Annotated in this window: 13 protein-coding genes and 1 tRNA gene; 8 read left to right on the top strand and 6 right to left on the bottom strand. The window is 59.9% G+C overall.

Going from position 1 to position 16,946, the window contains the following annotated elements; translation table 11 throughout:
- The first annotated feature begins 31 nt into the window (after positions 1–31).
- Entirely contained in the window at positions 32–1,399 is a 1,368-nt protein-coding gene (locus FBZ99_RS05115) for an MATE family efflux transporter (protein ID WP_145631728.1), read from the top strand.
- A 458-nt stretch (positions 1,400–1,857) separates the two neighbouring features.
- Here FBZ99_RS05115 and iolB read toward each other — a convergent pair whose 3' ends face one another.
- The 5 genes from iolB to FBZ99_RS05085 form a co-directional block, all read right to left on the bottom strand.
- Positions 1,858–2,655 (bottom strand): 5-deoxy-glucuronate isomerase, encoded by a 798-nt coding sequence (gene iolB / locus FBZ99_RS05110; protein ID WP_113354087.1) that lies wholly within the window; start codon positions 2,653–2,655, stop codon positions 1,858–1,860.
- 176 nt (positions 2,656–2,831) lie between these two features.
- A complete protein-coding gene (iolE, locus tag FBZ99_RS05100; protein WP_145631726.1) occupies positions 2,832–3,749 on the bottom strand; it encodes a myo-inosose-2 dehydratase in 918 nt (305 codons plus the stop codon).
- A gap of 65 nt (positions 3,750–3,814) precedes the next feature.
- On the bottom strand, positions 3,815–5,665 hold the full coding sequence (gene iolD, locus FBZ99_RS05095; protein ID WP_145631724.1) for a 3D-(3,5/4)-trihydroxycyclohexane-1,2-dione acylhydrolase (decyclizing): 1,851 nt from the start codon (positions 5,663–5,665) through the stop codon (positions 3,815–3,817).
- Positions 5,666–5,690: 25 nt separating this feature from the next.
- Entirely contained in the window at positions 5,691–7,625 is a 1,935-nt protein-coding gene (locus tag FBZ99_RS05090; protein ID WP_145631722.1) for a bifunctional 5-dehydro-2-deoxygluconokinase/5-dehydro-2-deoxyphosphogluconate aldolase, read from the bottom strand.
- A gap of 179 nt (positions 7,626–7,804) precedes the next feature.
- Positions 7,805–8,677 (bottom strand): MurR/RpiR family transcriptional regulator, encoded by an 873-nt coding sequence (locus FBZ99_RS05085; RefSeq protein ID WP_145631720.1) that lies wholly within the window; start codon positions 8,675–8,677, stop codon positions 7,805–7,807.
- 233 nt (positions 8,678–8,910) lie between these two features.
- On the opposite strand from FBZ99_RS05085, the gene FBZ99_RS05080 reads away from it, so the two are divergent.
- The 3 genes from FBZ99_RS05080 to FBZ99_RS05070 all read left to right on the top strand — a co-directional run bounded on the left by FBZ99_RS05080 (position 8,911) and on the right by FBZ99_RS05070 (position 11,602).
- Positions 8,911–10,029, top strand: a complete 1,119-nt coding sequence (locus FBZ99_RS05080) for a Gfo/Idh/MocA family protein (RefSeq protein ID WP_145631718.1) — start codon at positions 8,911–8,913, stop codon at positions 10,027–10,029.
- Positions 10,030–10,165: 136 nt separating this feature from the next.
- The gene (locus FBZ99_RS05075) at positions 10,166–11,383 is read left to right on the top strand and encodes an NAD(P)/FAD-dependent oxidoreductase (protein ID WP_145631715.1); all 1,218 of its coding nucleotides are present in this window, start codon (positions 10,166–10,168) and stop codon (positions 11,381–11,383) included.
- Between the two features lie 129 nt (positions 11,384–11,512).
- Positions 11,513–11,602 (top strand) — tRNA-Ser (locus tag FBZ99_RS05070).
- Positions 11,603–11,672: 70 nt separating this feature from the next.
- Here the strand turns inward: FBZ99_RS05070 and FBZ99_RS05065 are convergent.
- Entirely contained in the window at positions 11,673–12,587 is a 915-nt protein-coding gene (locus tag FBZ99_RS05065; protein ID WP_145631713.1) for a LysR family transcriptional regulator, read from the bottom strand.
- Between the two features lie 118 nt (positions 12,588–12,705).
- On the opposite strand from FBZ99_RS05065, the gene FBZ99_RS05060 reads away from it, so the two are divergent.
- The 4 genes from FBZ99_RS05060 to FBZ99_RS05045 all read left to right on the top strand — a co-directional run bounded on the left by FBZ99_RS05060 (position 12,706) and on the right by FBZ99_RS05045 (position 16,872).
- Positions 12,706–13,434 (top strand): SDR family oxidoreductase, encoded by a 729-nt coding sequence (locus tag FBZ99_RS05060; RefSeq protein ID WP_145631712.1) that lies wholly within the window; start codon positions 12,706–12,708, stop codon positions 13,432–13,434.
- 35 nt (positions 13,435–13,469) lie between these two features.
- On the top strand, positions 13,470–13,754 hold the full coding sequence (locus FBZ99_RS05055; protein ID WP_233788696.1) for an Atu4866 domain-containing protein: 285 nt from the start codon (positions 13,470–13,472) through the stop codon (positions 13,752–13,754).
- A 541-nt stretch (positions 13,755–14,295) separates the two neighbouring features.
- Positions 14,296–15,357 (top strand): porin, encoded by a 1,062-nt coding sequence (locus tag FBZ99_RS05050; RefSeq protein WP_113333818.1) that lies wholly within the window; start codon positions 14,296–14,298, stop codon positions 15,355–15,357.
- A gap of 447 nt (positions 15,358–15,804) precedes the next feature.
- On the top strand, positions 15,805–16,872 hold the full coding sequence (locus FBZ99_RS05045; RefSeq protein WP_112723018.1) for a porin: 1,068 nt from the start codon (positions 15,805–15,807) through the stop codon (positions 16,870–16,872).
- Positions 16,873–16,946 lie beyond the last annotated feature (74 nt).

Genomic DNA, 16,946 nt, shown 5'->3' with positions numbered 1-16,946 from the left:
CGCTTGCGAGCGATTCCGTCCGGATACCACCATGGCGCACACGAACGAAAACAACATGTTCCTCACCGGCTGGCTGCCTGGCGTCTTTGCCAGGACGGCCGCGCCGATCATCATCATCACCACGGTCAGCGGCCTCTTCGCCGTCGTCGACGCCTATTTTCTTGGCGTCTATGTCGGCGGCGACGCGCTGTCCGCCGTCAGCCTCATCTTTCCCGCGCTCATGCTGCTGATCGCGCTGCAGACGCTGGTTTCGAACGGCATGGCGAGCATTCTCGCCCGCCGCCTCGGCGCCGGTGATCGCCAGGGCGCGAAGTCGGTATTCACCGGCGCCCACACGCTGGCACTTGCCATCGTGGTCGTAATCAACCTCGTCTACTGGCTCGCCGGTCGGCAGTTCATTGCCGTGGCTGCGGCGGGAAATGTCGATGTCGCCCGCAACGCCGAGGCCTTCATGGGCACCATGATCGCCTTCGCGCCGATCAGCTTCTTCCTGTCGGTGCATCTCGATGGGCTGCGCTGCGAAGGAAAGCTCGGTTTCATGACGCTGGTGACGCTTGCCTCGACGCTGCTGAATATCGTGGCAAACTGGCTGCTGATGGCCGTCCTTCATTGGGGCGTGGTCGGCTCCGCCGGCGGCTCGATCCTGGCGCAATTCATCTGCCTGGCGCTCGTCGTCATCTATCGCCTGCGTCGGCCGAACGGGCTCTGGGTCGATATGGCGCTGCATGTTCGCGAGTGGCGCGGCATCTTTGCCTTCGGCGCGCCGATGAGCCTCGGCTTCATCGGCATTTCGCTAAGCTCGGCCGCCATCCTCTTCAATGTGTCGATCTGGCATCAGGGCGATTATGTCGCAACCGTCGGCGCCTATGGCATCGTGACCCGTGTCATGACCTTCGCCTATCTGCCACTACTGGGCTTGAGCATCGCTCTCCAGACCATATCGGGCCACAACCATGGCGCAGCGCTTCCGGCGCGCGTCGGTCGTAGCGTTGTCATCGCCCTGATTTCGGCTCTGGTCTATTGCGCCGCCGTCGAATTCGTCGTCGAGCTGCTGGCGGGGCATCTGGGCTCGGTCTTCGTCGCCGATCCCCTGATCGTCGCGGAGGTCGGCCGCATCCTGCCCTGGACGATCGGCGCCTATTTCCTCTTCGGCCAGGCGATCATCCTGTCGTCCTATTTCCAGTCGATCGGCGATGCGAAACGCGGCGCGATCTTTGGCCTGTCACGGTCTTACCTCTTCACCCTGCCGCTGACATTCCTCCTGCCGCTTGTCTTCGGCGAACGCGGGATATGGATGACGCCGATCTTTGCAGAAATGGGGATGATTCTGCTGACCTGGCTGGTGCTGTCGCGCAATGCCAGGGATCGGAAATGGCGCTACGGCTTGTTGCCCGCATGATATGAGAAAGGCCGCGCTTTCAGGGCGCGGCCTCCTTTTGCTGAAAGCTCGGGGCCATCCTCGCCCTTCGAGGCTTCGCTCCTCAGGGTGAGCAGGGCTATCGCATATGGAGCGGATGAGCACCGTAAGCTCCTTCTCCCCTCGGGGAGAAGGTGGCCCGAAGGGTCGGATGAGGGGGCTATCGATTTGAATTCATGGATTTTCGTGCGTTTGGCAGGCACCCCCTCATCCGCCTGTCGGCACCTTCTCCCCGAGGGGAGAAGGGGAGGTGGCAACAATTTCAGCTCGCGATAGACCTGCCAGGGTGAGGATGGAGCAGGCTCGTCGCTATCGCAATGCAGAGGCAACGAAGAAATGAGCCCGTAGCGGCTGGGTGCAAAGATTAGCCCTCATGCTGAGGAGGCCCGAAGGGCCGTCTCGAAGCACGAGGGCGGATGGTTGAGAACCTCAGCGCAATCTCAGGACTTCAGCAGCCATTCGTGTTCCACGGCATTATGGAATTTCCAGATGCGCTTCGGCCCGGCCATAACGTTCAGGTAATAGAGATCATAGCCGTGGCAGGCAGCGCAAGGGTGATATCCCTTTGGCACCAGCGTCACATCGCCATCCTCCAGCACCATCACCTCATCGAGCGACCGGTCGTCGGTATAGACCCGCTGGAAGCCAAAACCCTGCGGCGGGTTGAGGCGGTGGTAATAGGTCTCCTCAAGGAAGCTTTCGTTCGGAAGATCGTCCTGATCGTGCTTGTGCGGAGGGTAGGAGGAGGTGTGTCCGCCGGGCGTAATCACTTCCACGACCAGCAGCGAATGGGCCGCGCCATCGTCTTCCGGCATGATGTTGTTGACGTAGCGGACATTGGTGCCCTTGCCGCGCGTCAGCGCCGGATGCGTGCCCGGCGGGATGGCGCGTGCTTCATAGGAGCCGCCGCCCGGTGCCGAGCAGACGGCGAGTTCCAGATCGGTCTCGGCGGTCACCGACCAGCTCGAGCCTGCTGGAATATAGAGCGCATGCGGCGCGCCCTCGAAGGGGCTCATGCGGCCGCCGAGCGAGCCGAAATCCTTCGTACCCGCCTTGGCGCTGCCCTTGCCGCTGACCCAGACGAGGCAGACCTCGCGATCGCCCGTTTCGGCCGAGGCGGTTTCGCCCGGCTTCAACCGGTGGAGATCGAAGCCGACATAGGTCCAGCCGGCGCTTTCGGGCGTGACATGGGTGACGCGGCCATGGGAGCCGTCAGGTTTGACCTTGAGATTGGGCATGGGTCTGTTCCTCCATTGCTTGGGAAAACGCTCCTCGCTGCCTTCGATGTGGGCGAGGAGGCGCTCATCTCTCGAGCAATTCCAGGAAAAGTGCGCAGCGGTTTTCCGTCCGGAATTGCGTGAAAACAAAGAGCTAGAGCGTTTTCGCGATTCGAAGAAAAGCGGAAGCGCTCTAGCTATCCCTTGGGAAAGCCTTCGGTTTCCACCGTGTAGCCTGCGGCCGTCATGACACGCATCAGCTCGGCATGGCCGATCTCGGCCATCTTCTGCGGTGGCGCCTTGCGCGGATCCTGTTCGGCCTCGACCACGAACCAGCCTTCATAGCCGTAATCGGCGAAGCGCTGGACAATGGCGCCGAAATCGAGCGAGCCATCGCCCGGCACCGTGAACGCGCCGAGCGCGACGGCATCGAGGAAGGACTGCCGGCTGCGATCCAGCCCGTCGACGATGGACTTGCGGATATCCTTGACGTGAACGTGGTTGATGCGGGCGTGGTGGTTGTCGATGGCGCGCAGCACGTCGCCGCCGGCAAAGGCCAGGTGACCGGCATCGAGCAGCAGCGGAATGCCTTCGCCGGAATTGCGCATGAAGGCGTCGAGTTCCGGCTCGGTTTCGACCACGGCCGCCATATGATGATGATAGGAAAGCGGCATGCCTTGCTCGGCGCACCATTCGCCGAATTCGGTGACGCGGCGGGCATAGGTCTTCATCTCGTCATCCGAAAGGCGCGGCTTGGTGGCGAGCGGCTTGGAGCGGTCGCCCTGGATGGAGCGGCCGACTTCGCCATAGACGATGCAGGGCGCGTTGACGGCCTTGAACAGCTCGATCATCGGCGCGATGCGATCCTTGTTTGCCGCTAGCTCCTCATTGACGAGTGTGCCGGAAAACCAGCCGCCGCAAAGCGTCACGTCGGCGGCACGCAGGATTGGCAGCATCTCATCGGGATTGCTCGGGAAGCGCCGGCCCTGTTCCATGCCGGTAAAGCCGGCGCCGCGCGACTGGCGTAAGCATTCTTCCAGAGATACGTCGTCGCTGAGCTCCGGAAGATCGTCGTTCCACCAGGCGATGGGCGACATGCCGAGTTTGGCCTTCATCAATGGTCTCCTTGAAAAGCTATTGGAGGAGCCGAAAGCTCCTCCAGAAAAATGACGGAAATGGATCAGCCGATGCGCTGGGCGGTGCGGGCTTGTTCGTAGGCGGCGCGAGCCTTGTTGACCTCGGCGCGCGGGCTGACTTCGGGAACGGCGACATCCCACCAGTGGCCGCCTTCATTCGTGGTGATCAGCGGATCGGTGTCGATGACGATGACCGAGCTGCGGTCGTTCTTCTTCGATGCCTCGATGGCCTGTTCCAGCTCGGTGATGGACGAGACCTTCACGGCTATCGCGCCCATGCTGGCCGCATGCGCCCGGAAGTCGATCTCCGGCATCACCTCGAAGCGCGCATCCTTCAAGAGATTGTTGAAGTTCGCGCCGCCGGTCGCCATCTGCAGGCGATTGATGCAGCCATAGCCACGGTTGTCGAGCAGCACGACGGTAATCTTCAGCCCGAGCATGACGGAGGTCGCCAGTTCGGAATTCAGCATCATATAGGAGCCGTCGCCGACCATGACGACGACATCCTTTTCGGGTCGCGCCATCTTGACGCCAAGGCCACCGGCAATCTCATAGCCCATGCAGGAGAAGCCATATTCCATATGATAGCTGCCGGGAGCCGTTGCCGGCCAGAGCTTGTGCAGCTCGCCGGGCAGGCCGCCAGCTGCGCAGACCAGAATGCTGTTTTCGCCACCGAGCGTGCGGGTGACGGCGCCGATGACCTGGGCGTCGGAGGGCAGGGCGGCATTGGTGGTCGCCATGGCCTTTGCGGCGGCTTCCATCCAGATCTGCTTTTCTTTCGTCGCCTTTTCGGCAAGCGACGCCGGCGCGCGCCAGCCTGTCAGGCCGGCGGAAAGCGCCTTCAGCCCTTCGCGCGCATCCGTCACCAGCGGGTGACTGTTGTGCTTGAGAGCGTCGTAGGCGGCAATGTTGAGGCCGATCATGGCCAGCTTCTCGTTCTTGAACAGCGCCCAGGAGCCGGTGGTGAAGTCCTGGCAGCGCGTGCCGACGGCGATCACCAGATCGGTCTCCTCGGCGATGGCATTGGCCGCCGATGTGCCCGTCACGCCGACGGAGCCGAGTGCGAGGGGATGCGTCTCGTCGATCGCCGATTTGCCGGCCTGTGTGACAACGACGGGGATGTCATGCGCTTCGGCGAAAGCGACGAGTTCCCTCGTCGCCTGCGAATAGAGCACGCCGCCGCCGGCCAGAATGACCGGCTTTTCCGAACGACGGATCAGCGAGATGGCATTGGCAAGTTCGTCGGCATCCGGCTGCGGTCGGCGCTGCGTCCAGACATGCTCTTCGAAGAAGCTTTCGGGATAATCATAGGCTTCGGCCTGCACGTCCTGGCAGAGTGAAAGCGTCACCGGGCCGCAATCGAGGGGATCGGTCAGCACCTGCATGGCGCGCTTCAGCGCCGTCATGATCTGCTCCGGGCGGGTGATGCGGTCGAAATAGCGCGAGACAGGGCGGAAGGCGTCGTTGGCCGAAACGGTGCCGTCACCAAAATCCTCGATCTGCTGCAGCACTGGATCGGGCGCGCGGTTGGCAAAGACGTCGCCCGGCAGGAAGAGAACCGGAATACGATTGACATGCGCAACGCCGGCGGCCGTCACCATATTCAGCGCGCCGGGACCGATGGAGGTCGTGCAGGCCATGAAACGCTGACGAAAGCTCGCCTTGGCATAGGCGATGGCGGCATGGGCCATGCCCTGCTCATTGTGGGCGCGGAAGGTCGGCAGTTCCTCGCGCACCTGATAGAGCGCCTCGCCGATGCCCGCGACATTGCCGTGACCGAAGATTGCCCAGACGCCGCCGAAGATCGGCTGCTTCTGTCCGTCGATGATGGTCATCTGCTTCTTGAGGAAATGTGCGACGGCCTGTGCCATCGTCAATCGGATCGTCTTGCCCATCGGGCGCCTCCCAAATGCTAGATTCTCATAGGCCGCGAGTCTTGAGCCACGCGTCCGTCAGTTGCCGGAAACGGCCGGCCATGTCGGCAATCGCTTCCTCGTCGTTCATGCCACCCGAGAGCCACGCACGGGCCGCATCGGAGAAGATGGTCCGCCCAACGGCGAAGCCCTTGACCGAGGGAGCCGCCAGCGTCGCCTCGAAGCTGCGGATCAGTTCTTCCGCCGGCGCCTCCAGGCCGAGCAGGACGATACCACTGCACCATGGATCATTTTTGGCGATCACGGCATCGATTTTTTTCCAGGCAGCCGTCGATTCCTGCGGCTCCAGCTTCCACCAGTCCGGCTTGATGCCGAGTGCATAGAGCTCTTCCATTGCCCTCGGAATCGTATCGTCGGTCAGTGGTCCGTTCTTGCTGGCGATGATTTCCACCAGCAGTTCGCGTCCTACCTTGCGCGCGGCCTCGAACAGGGTCCGCAGCTTCTCCTGCTGCTCCGCCTTCAATTCTTGCGGATCGTCCGGATGGTAGAAGCATAGGCATTTGATGCAATGATTGAGCGGCCATTCGACGAGCTGGGAGCCGATGTCCTGGCTGAATTCGAATTTCAGCGGCTTCGATCCCGGCAGTTCGACAGGACGGCCGATCCAGGAGAAATTCTTGGTTGCCGCATCGAAGAAGGCGTCGCGCCCGAAGCGCTCATCGATCAGCATGCCGTAGCCGGGGCGGCCGTCGGCCACACGAGCTGCCGCCTCGACGGCCAGTCGCTTGAAGGCGACGATCTTGTCATGGCCGATGCCGAGTTCATCGCAGACGCTGACGAGCTGCGAGCGATGGTCGATCGCAAGCGCCATCAGCAGCGGGATTTCATCGGCGCGGCGGGTCGTCGCCCAATGAATGTGGTTGATTGCCTCGTCCTTGCGCAGCGCCCTATGCTTGCTGCCCGTTTTCAGGAAGAAATCGAGCTCAGCCCAGGTCGGATATTCCGGCGAGCAGAGCAAGCGCGAGACGGCGAAGGCGCCGCAGGCATTCGCCCAGGTGCCACAGGTCTTCAAGGGCTCGCCGCGCAGATAGCCGCGCAGGAAGCCGGACATGAAGGCATCGCCCGCTCCGAGGACGTTGAAGACCTCGATCGGGAAACCCTGGCCGACGATACCGGCTTCGAGATCGTCCGAAATCGGGCCTTCATAGACGATGCAGCCCATGGCGCCGCGTTTCAGCACGATGACGGCGGACGAGAGACGGCGAATTTCCTTCAAGGCGCCGAGCACGTTGTCGGCGCCAGAGGCGATCATGATCTCTTCTTCCGTGCCGACGATCAGGTCGCAATCCGGCAAGGTCTCTTTCATTTTGGAGGACACGCGATCCGACTTCACATAGCGCTCGAAGCCTTCGGCATGGCCGGCGAGGCCCCAGAGGTTCGGCCGGTAATCGATATCGAAGATCACCTTGCGGCCGTTCGCCTTGGCGATACGGATCGCCTTGCGTTGGGCGGCTTCGGTATTGGGCTTGGAGAAATGCGTGCCGGAGACCAGAACGGCGCCCGAGGACTTGATGAAGCCTTCGTCGATATCGTCTTCGTTCAGCGCCATGTCGGCGCAATCTGACCGATAGAAGATCATCGGCGAGACGCCTTCGGCCTCGACCGCCAGCAGCACCAGCGCCGTCAGGCGTTCCTTGTCTGTTGCGATCCCGTCGACGGCCACACCTTCGCGGGCTGTCTGCTCGCGAATGAAGCGGCCCATCTGCTCGTCGCCGACACGGGTGATAAGGCCGGATTTCAGGCCGAGCCGCGCCGTGCCGATGGCGATATTGGCCGGGCAGCCGCCGACCGATTTGGCGAAAGAGGCGATATCTTCGAGCTTCGAGCCGATCTGCTGACCATAAAGGTCGACGGAGGAGCGGCCGATGGTGATCACATCGAGTTTTGTGTCCGGCCCAGCGCCAGAATTGTCGTGTGCCATGATGTCCTCCCGTCGGAGCATGACCTCTTTTGCTTTTCAGCCTGCGCCGAGATCATGCGTTATTGAAAGTGCCGGTGTTCGTTTCGTCCCGGTTGCTATGGATCTGGCGACCATCTCCCGCGGCCGTGATCTTGGTTGTAGTGAAACATTGGTTCCGAGATTTTGTCAATTCGGAATGTTTATTCCATTTTCGTTTTATCGGCTTTTGTCGCAGCTTTTCGACGGCGCTCGGCGATGGCGACAGGAAAGGCCATGATCAGCGCCATCGATGCCGACAGCGAGCGGAAACCGGCAAAATCGGCTTCCGCCACTTCAAACCAGTAGTCGGTGCAAGCGGTAAGCGGCGAAAAGGCCGAATCGGTAATGGCGATGACCGGGACGTTGCGCGAGGAGAGATCCTGTGCCTGCGCCAGGCTATCGGCGGCATAGGGCGAAAAGCTCGCGGCGATGGCGGCGTCCTTCTCCGTTGCGAAGCGGGTGATCTCGCCGTCGATGCCGTTCGGCGAGGCGACGATCTGGTGACGAATGTTCAGCTTGGAGAAGGCATAGGTCATATGTGCCGTCAGCGGATAGGAGCGGCGCTTGGCGATGAGATAGATCGTCTCGGCCGCTGCAAGCACGTCGACGGCCTTGGCGAAGGTGTCGGTCTCGATGGTTGCGGCGAGCTTGTTGACGGATTGGCTCGCCGCAGAGAGGAAGCCCGAGAGAATGCTGGCCTCTTCGTTCTCGATGCCGGAGCGTTCGAGCGTTACCAGCCGCTCCTCATAGCTCAGCGTCCGGTCGCGCAGCCGTTCACGAAAGATGCTCTGAAGATCGGAAAAGCCCTCATAGCCGAGGTGATGAGCAAGGCGCACCAATGTGGAAGGCTGAACTTCGGCGGCAGCCGCGATGCTGGCCGTCGTGCCGAAGGCGATCTCATCGGGATTGCCGAGCGCAAAGGCGGCAACCTGGGCCAACCGCTTCGGCATGGCATTCTTGCGCTCTATAATGGTGCTGCGCAGGCTTTCGAAGTCGCGTGGTACCTTGGTCTGCGTCTCGATATTGTTGTCCATGCACCGTCCTTTAGCTCCCCCAATGCCCGTAATGAAACAAACGTTCCATATTTCCAACGATACCGGATTTTGAATCGTTCGGCACGAATAATTTTAAGTTTATGATTTTAAACGTGTAAATATGAATTTCTGCCTGCGGAAGAGATGCCGATGCCATGAGTGTGCTTGTCAAAACGGTTTAAATATTCCAAAAATCGCGCAACTTCGGGAGCGGATTTGAGGAGGAAGGGTAAATGAAGCCGTTGGGCGTTGGATTGATCGGCACCGGTTATATGGGCAAATGCCATGCGCTGGCATGGAATGCCGTCAAAACCGTATTCGGCGATGTCGCGCGGCCGCGCCTGGTGCATCTTGCCGAAGCCAATGCCGATCTGGCAAAGGCGCGCGGCGACGAATTCGGCTTCGAAAAGGCAACGGCCGACTGGCGCGAGCTCATCGCAGATCCGGATGTCGATGTCGTCTCCGTTACGACGCCCAACCAGTTCCACCCGGAAATGGCGATCGCAGCCCTTGAAGCCGGCAAGCACGTCTGGTGCGAAAAACCGATGGCGCCATCCTATGGCGATGCCGAACGCATGCTGGCTGCGGCCAAGGCCTCGGGCAAGGTTGCCATTCTCGGCTACAATTATATCCAGAACCCGGTTATGCGGCACATCAAGGCGCTGATTGCGGAAGGCGCGATCGGAGCGGTCAATCACGTCCGCGTCGAGATGGACGAGGACTTCATGGCCGATCCGAATGGCCTATTCTATTGGAAGAGTGAGCTTGCCTCTGGTTATGGCGCTCTCGATGATTTCGCCGTGCATCCGCTTTCGCTGCTCTGGTTCCTGTTCGGCCATGTGGAAGCTGTCATTACCGACATGGTGAAGCCCTATGCCGAACGGCCGTTGAAGGATGGTGGCAGCCGCGCGGTCGAAAATCACGATCTCGCCAATGTGCTGATGCGGCTTGGCGGCGGCATTTCCGTGGTTCTCATGGCCAACCGCTCCGCTTGGGGCCGCAAGGGACGGATCGCGTTGCAGATCTTCGGCTCCAAAGGCTCGATCTCCTATGACCAGGAGCGCATGAACGAATTCGAGCTCTACCAAGCCGAGGGCAGGGACAGCGAACAGGGCTTCCGCAAGGTGCTGGCCGCGCCCGCGCATAAGCCCTATGACCGCTTCATCCCGGCGCCCGGCCACGGCCTTGGCTTCAACGATCTGAAGATCATCGAATGCCGCGAGCTGATCCGAGCCATAGGGGGCGAAGCTGCGTCAGTCGTGGCTTTCAAGGATGGGCTGCGAATCGAGAAATCGGTGCACGCCATGGCGCAATCCTTCCACGAGCGCCGCTGGGTCGAAATATCAGGCTGAGCCTGTCGGCCTAACTTTCTCCCGATCCGGGGCGCAGGGTCAGTCGTGATTGACGCTTGCGGATGCAGGCGTTACCCCTGAATCCTACGAGCGCGTCCATACTGGGGCTCGCCATAGTAACAATGGAGTACGGATCGTGACGGGCAGATTGGTCATTATCGGGGCCGGGCAGGCGGGTTTCGCCCTCGCAGCCAAATTGCGCGGGCTGGGTGATTCGCGGCCGATCACCATCGTCGGTGCTGAAGAGAATCTTCCCTATCAGCGACCGCCACTGACCAAGAAGTATCTGCTCGGCGAGATGACTTTTGATCGCCTGCTGTTCAGGCCCGAACATTGGTACACCGACAATAATGTCGAGATTCGTGTGTCCACCTGGGTCGAGCAGATCGATCGTGCCGCAAAGCAGATCGTCATGCAGGACGGCTCCAGGCTGGATTATGAGACGCTGGCGCTTGCGACGGGCTCGACGCCCCGCCGCCTGCCGCCCTCCGTCGGCGGCGCGCTCGAAGGCGTCTATCTCGCCCGCGACAAGCGCGATGCCGATCTTCTTGCCGGCGAGATGCGCCCTGGACGCCGGGTGCTTATCATCGGCGGCGGCTATATCGGGCTCGAGGCAGCCGCTGTCGCGCGCCATCGCGGCCTTGAGGTCACGCTCATCGAGATGGGCGACCGGATATTGCAGCGGGTGGCGGCCAAGGAAACGGCCGATATTTTCCGGGCCATCCATCAAAAGCACGATGTGGTCATTCGCGAGAAGACCGGCCTGAAGCAGCTCATCGGCCGCAACGGCCATGTTGCCGCCGCCGAATTGTCCGACGGGTCTACCATCGATGTCGATTTCGTCGTCGTCGGCATCGGCGTAGCTCCCAATGATAGGCTTGCCAAGGAGGCCGGCCTTGAGGTTGGCAACGGCATCGTCGTCGATTCGTTTGCCCGCACCTCCGATCCCGCAATCTTCGCCATGGGTGATTGCGTGGAGTTGCCATGGGAGGGTGGCCGTATCAGGCTCGAATCCGTGCAGAATGCCGTCGACCAGGCGGAAGCCGCGGCGGGAATCATAGCCGGCAACGAAAAGGCCTATGACCCGAAGCCGTGGTTCTGGTCGGATCAATATGACGTCAAGCTGCAGATCGCCGGTTTCAATCTGGGTTACGACGAGACGCTTCTGCGTCCCGGCGCGCGCGAGGGTGCTGCTTCCGTCTGGTATTTCAAGCAGGGTCGTTTCATAGCCGTCGACGCGATAAACGACGCAAAGGCCTATGTGACCGGCAAAAAGCTCCTGGAAACCGGCGCCAATCCGTCCCGGGAGATCCTTGCCGACCCGGCCGCGGATTTGAAGCAGTTGCTGGCTTGATGTGAATTTTCGAGCCGGCCGGAGCATGGTTCGGCCGGCAATCGCCTGTTGCTGAATCATGGAAAGAACGTACACAAGCGCGAAAAAGCGCTTGCGTCGATAAATGAATGGCCCTATCAGGGCCGCACCGGAGAGGTGGCCGAGTGGTCGAAGGCGCTCCCCTGCTAAGGGAGTATACCAGAAATGGTATCGTGGGTTCGAATCCCATCTTCTCCGCCATTTTCCCGTTTATCTTACCCTACAGACGACGGCCCACGATCTTGGCGCTGCCAAATCCTAAAGCAAGTTTCTATCGGGAATTTCGGCCCGCAAAGCCCTCATAGCGCTTCAGATACGCTATCAGCGCTCGAAGCTTCGGAGCCATGTTTCGTCGATTGGGATAGTAGAGATAGAAACCAGGGAAATAGGGGCAATATTCCTCCAGGATCGGCACCAGTTCGTTTCTGCCGATGAAGTCATGAAAGCTTTCCTCCATCCCGAATGTGATTCCCGCTCCGGCGACAGCCAGCTTGATCATCACGCCCATGTCATTCGTCGTCACCTCGGGTGCGACCTCCACCCGGAATTCCTTGCCCTCTTCCGCAAACTCCCAGCGGTAAGGGACAGCCTTTGGCGCAGGGCGCCAGCCTATGCATCGATGCAGGGAGAGTTCTTTCGGATGCAAGGGGATGCCGAATCGATCGCGATAAGCGGGCGAACAGACGGCCAGTTGCCGCTCGTTGCCGGCGACGGGTATGGCAATCATATCCTGATCGATGACTTCACCAAGCCGGACGCCGGCGTCATAGCCTTCCGAGACGATGTCGAATTCCTCGTCCGTGACGGTGATGTCGAGCTGGATCTCGGGATTGGCGGCCGCAAAGCCCGCTAGAAAATCGCCGGAGAGAAATCGCTCCGCGATCGATGAAACGGCGAGCCGTAATTGACCGCGGGGCCGCGTCCGCAATGCGTCCGTCTTTTCCATCGCGGTGCGTATGTCCGATACCGCCGGCTCTATGTCCGCATAAAGCCGTTCGCCAGCCTCTGTCAGGCTGACGCTGCGGGTTGTGCGCTGCAGCAGCGCGATGCCCATGTTCTCTTCCAATCGCCGGATCGTCTGGCTGACCGCCGACCGGGTGACGCCGAGCCTATCGGCAGCGGCGCGAAAATTGCGCTCTTGAGCGACGAGAATGAAGACGGAGAGAGCATTGAGATCAGGCCACATTGGTAATTATTACTTTCCAAGCTGTCACTGAATGGATGGCTTATCACGACAATGAGGCTCTGTATCCTCCCTGTAGCGGTTCCAGGAGAGAACCGTTCGCATAGCAAGGAGTGATCGTATGCCTATCGATAAAGTCATTCTCATCACGGGTGCCTCCAGCGGCATCGGTGCGGGCATCGCCCGCGAACTCGCTTCCGCCGGCGCAAGGGTCATGTTGGGCGCCAGGCGCATCGATAGATTGGAAACATTGGCGGCCGAGATTCGAGAAATGGGCGGCACGGTCATGACCCGCCGGCTCGACGTCACCGACAGGGCTGACGTAGCTGCCTTTGCTGAGGCGGCACGCCTGGCCTGGGGACGCGTCGATGTGATCGTCAACAATGCCGGCATCATGCCGCTTTCCTTGATGGCTTCGATGAAAGTCGAGGAATGGGACAGAATGGTCGACGTCAATATCAAGGGCGTGCTTCACGGCATTGCGGCGGTGCTGCCGGGAATGGCGGCACGCGGCACCGGCCACATCATCAATATCGCTTCGATCGGCGCGCTGGCGGTCTCTCCGACCGCCGCCGTCTATTGCGCGACCAAATATGCCGTTCGGGCAATCTCCGACGGGCTGCGCCAGGAATGCCGCGATATCCGGGTCACCTGCATCCATCCGGGCGTCGTCGAGAGCGAGCTGGCCGAGACGATCACCGACCCGGTGGCCGCCGAAGCGATGAAGTCCTATCGGGCCGTCGCGCTAACGCCCGATGCCATCGGTCGCGCGGTACGCTTCGCCGTCGAGCAGCCCGATGATGTCGATGTCAATGAGATCGTCGTTCGCCCGACGCGGGCGGCACATTGATTCGCGCTCTCTTTGCTCTCACCCTGTCCGGCGTCGTGTTCCCGCTGCCTGCCCTTTCCGAGGATCGAATCGAAATGAAGACACCGATACATGCTTACGTCGGCATGTGGACGACGGCCGACAATCATATCCGTCATGAACTCCTGCCAAATGGCCGATATATCGAAGCGCGGGGAAGCCGTGAGCGTGCCTATCAGGGGCGCTACGTGGTGACGGGCGATCATATCGACTATTGGGACGATACCGGTTTCACCGCCGATGGCGATTTCATCGATGGTGTGCTTCATCACGCCGGAATGATCCTCTATCGAAGGAAATGACGATGTAGGGCGATATCTGGTCATTGGCGGCTTGGCCTTGCTCAATGCCTACACGTCGCAGTCGAATCGGCCATTTCAAGGAATCACTCTGTCCTTGCGTCGTTTTGGGACGAGGGCCAGACCCGCCAGTGGCTGTCGATCCCGGGTGGGTCGGCGAGGCAAGCGTCATATAGAGCTTACCAAACCTAGCAAAATCCGCCGGTTAGCCATGGAAAGGCCATTCGAATGCCTTTTTCCAATCAGCGGGGACCATTTTCACTGCGCGCGTAAGTGCCGGTAGATTAAGGAGTTTCTTAATGAAGTATAAATAATTGCGGCCGCCGTGTTGCTGACTTGTGTCCTTTCGGCAACAGGACTTGCGGAAGGCTTACGCAAATCCCCTGTTCCGCGAAAATGTCGATTGCGTGACAGTGCACGTCTTGTATTTTCACTCTCGGAAGCGAGGGCGATTGATCGTCCACTTCTTGAAACACGAGGATGGGACAGGGAATACCTTCGGGTAGTTTTCATTCTCGAGATAAAACTTTGACTGGAGGTCAATATGAACATCAAGAGCCTTCTTCTCGGCTCCGCTGCTGCACTCGTAGCAGTTTCCGGTGCTCATGCGGCTGACGCTATCGTCGCTGCTGAGCCGGAGCCGCTCGAATACGTCCGTATCTGCGATGCATTCGGTGCTGGTTACTTCTTCATCCCGGGCACGGAAACCTGCCTCAAGATCGGCGGTAAGGTTCGTACCGAAGGTCAGTGGTACGACGCCTACAACCCGAACTCTCGTCTGGGTACTCTCTGGCATACCCGCGCTGAGTTGAACGTCAACACCGCGACCGACACCGAATACGGTCCGCTGAAGACGGAAACCATCATCCGTTGGGACTGGAACGACGGCAACGCCACCAAGACCAACCTGCTGTGGGCTTACATCAGCCTCGGCGGCTTCACGGTTGGTAAGACGGACTCGCAGTTCAACGTCTTCACCGGTTATGCCGGCGACGTCATCAACGACGACGTGGTCTATGACGGCCCGTACGAACTGAACCAGATCACCTACAACTACGACGCCGGCAACGGCTTCACGGCTGTGATCTCGCTGGAAGATTCCAATTCCGGCACGGGCGCGACCGGTTCCAACGGCGAAGACAGCTCCGACCACTACGCTCCTGACGTTGTCGCAGGTGTTGGCTACAAGGCTGGCGCATGGGGCTTCAAGGTCGTCGGCGGTTACGACTCGATCGTCGAAGAAGGCGCCGTTAAGGCTCGTGTTGACGCCGACTTCGGCGCATTCTCGGCCTTCTTGATGGGCGGCTGGAACACCGATGGCGACAAGCTCAACAAGTATGCTGGTTCGAACGGCGCTGGCGATGCTGCCGGTATCGGCTGGGGTGACTGGGCTGTTTGGGGCGGCGTTGGCGTTCCGATCAACGAAAAGCTGAAGTGGAACCTCCAGCTCGCCTACACCGACTCGAAGATCTTTGCCGCTACCACGAACGTCAAGTGGAACCCGGTCAAGAACCTGCTCATCGAGCCGGAAGTCTCCTACACCAACTGGGACTCCATCAATCAGGACCAGTGGGCTGGTATCCTCCGCTTCGAGCGCACCTTCTAATCTGATCTGACCTCGGTCATTTAAGATTGTTCACTACGATGATGGAAAGCCCGGCGAATAGCTGGGCTTTCTTTATTTGAGAATATCGACAATTAGAATTCAGTCTTGAGAGCGCTCTATGCTCTTTTTCGGCGTGATCAACCCGTGGTTGCGCATCTCTTTCAAGTAATCTGAAGTAGTTTTCGGCTGCTAACGTGTCGGCAGTATGACAGTTTTGCGACGTGATTTTTGTGCAACGCACGCGTTTGAAACCGCCGTCACAATTGTTCATAGTTTATCTCTGATATTGCTCTGAAAAAAACGATCTGTAGGTTCCAAATCGGAAGCGAGACTTAGCGTCTTGGTTCTCCCAGATCAGGGGTCAACTTTAAAACCAGGTGGGGTAGGGCGCGTCGATTTTCTCGGCGTGAATTGTCATACCTAATCGATATTGGAACTGGAGTTACTATGAACATCAAGAGCCTTCTTCTCGGCTCCGCTGCTGCGCTGGCAGCAGTATCCGGTGCTCATGCTGCTGACGCGATCGTCGCTGCTGAGCCGGAGCCGCTGGAATACGTCCGCATCTGCGATGCCTATGGCGCTGGCTACTTCTTCATCCCGGGCACGGAAACCTGCCTCAAGATCGGCGGCCGCGTCCGTACCGAAGGCGGCTGGTACAACGCCTACAAGGCTGGCCAGGACGCAGGTGCCCGTGGTACCTACTGGCATACCCGCGCCGAACTCTCTCTCGACACTGCCACCGACACCGAATACGGCCCGCTGAAGACCAATACCGTTGTTCGTTGGGACTGGAATGACGGCAACGCCACCACGACCAAGCTGCTTTGGGCTAATATCAGCCTGGGTGGTTTCCTCGTCGGTAAGGCCGATTCGGTCTACTCGACCTTCCTCGGCTATGCCGGCGACGTCATCAACGACGACGTGATCGAATACGGCATCAATAACACCGACGAACTGAACCAGATCACCTACAAATATGACGCCGGCAACGGCTTCACGGCTGTGATCTCGCTCGAAGATTCCAATTCCGGCACGGGCGCGACCGGTGCAAACGGCGAAGACAGCTCCGACCACTATGCTCCGGACGTCGTTGCCGGTGTTGGCTACAAGGCCGGCGCCTGGCAGTTCCGCGTCGTTGGTGGCTATGACTCCATCGTTGAAGAAGGCGCGGTTAAGGCTCGCGTCGATGCCGACTTCGGCGTTCTCACCGCTTTCGTTATGGGCGGCTGGAACACTGATGGCGACAAGCTCAACAAGTATGCCGGCGCCGGCGGTGCTGGTCTCGGTTGGGGTGACTGGGCTGTCTGGGGCGGCGTTGGCGTTCCGATCAACGACAAGCTGAAGTGGAACCTGCAGCTCGCCTACGACGATCTGAAGACTTTCGCTGCGACGACGAACGTCAAGTTCAACCCCGTCAAGGACCTGCTGATCGAGCCGGAAGTGACCTACGTCAACTACGACGCCGTCAACAAGGATACCTGGGCTGGTATCCTCCGCTTCCAGCGCACCTTCTAATTCGGTTCGCCGAACAAGTTTGATAAATCTTCTGGTCAGACCTCCGATCGGAAGAGGAAAGGCCCGGTCTCCCA

The sequence above is a fragment of the Rhizobium sp. ERR 1071 genome, from assembly GCF_007828675.1.
Classification (GTDB): Bacteria; Pseudomonadota; Alphaproteobacteria; order Rhizobiales; family Rhizobiaceae; genus Rhizobium; species Rhizobium dioscoreae.
The sequence above is the reverse complement of the archived record's forward strand: the minus strand, read 5'-3'. Positions and strand labels throughout refer to the sequence as shown.

Bases quoted from the DNA above. Each gene is read 5' to 3' on its own strand.
- FBZ99_RS05115 (WP_145631728.1), top strand. From the start codon at position 32: ATGGCGCACACGAACGAAAACAACATGTTCCTCACCGGCTGGCTGCCT.
- iolB (WP_113354087.1), bottom strand. From the start codon at position 2,655: ATGCCCAATCTCAAGGTCAAACCTGACGGCTCCCATGGCCGCGTCACC.
- iolE (WP_145631726.1), bottom strand. From the start codon at position 3,749: ATGAAGGCCAAACTCGGCATGTCGCCCATCGCCTGGTGGAACGACGAT.
- iolD (WP_145631724.1), bottom strand. From the start codon at position 5,665: ATGGGCAAGACGATCCGATTGACGATGGCACAGGCCGTCGCACATTTC.
- FBZ99_RS05090 (WP_145631722.1), bottom strand. From the start codon at position 7,625: ATGGCACACGACAATTCTGGCGCTGGGCCGGACACAAAACTCGATGTG.
- FBZ99_RS05085 (WP_145631720.1), bottom strand. From the start codon at position 8,677: ATGGACAACAATATCGAGACGCAGACCAAGGTACCACGCGACTTCGAA.
- FBZ99_RS05080 (WP_145631718.1), top strand. From the start codon at position 8,911: ATGAAGCCGTTGGGCGTTGGATTGATCGGCACCGGTTATATGGGCAAA.
- FBZ99_RS05065 (WP_145631713.1), bottom strand. From the start codon at position 12,587: ATGTGGCCTGATCTCAATGCTCTCTCCGTCTTCATTCTCGTCGCTCAA.
- FBZ99_RS05060 (WP_145631712.1), top strand. From the start codon at position 12,706: ATGCCTATCGATAAAGTCATTCTCATCACGGGTGCCTCCAGCGGCATC.
- FBZ99_RS05050 (WP_113333818.1), top strand. From the start codon at position 14,296: ATGAACATCAAGAGCCTTCTTCTCGGCTCCGCTGCTGCACTCGTAGCA.
- FBZ99_RS05045 (WP_112723018.1), top strand. From the start codon at position 15,805: ATGAACATCAAGAGCCTTCTTCTCGGCTCCGCTGCTGCGCTGGCAGCA.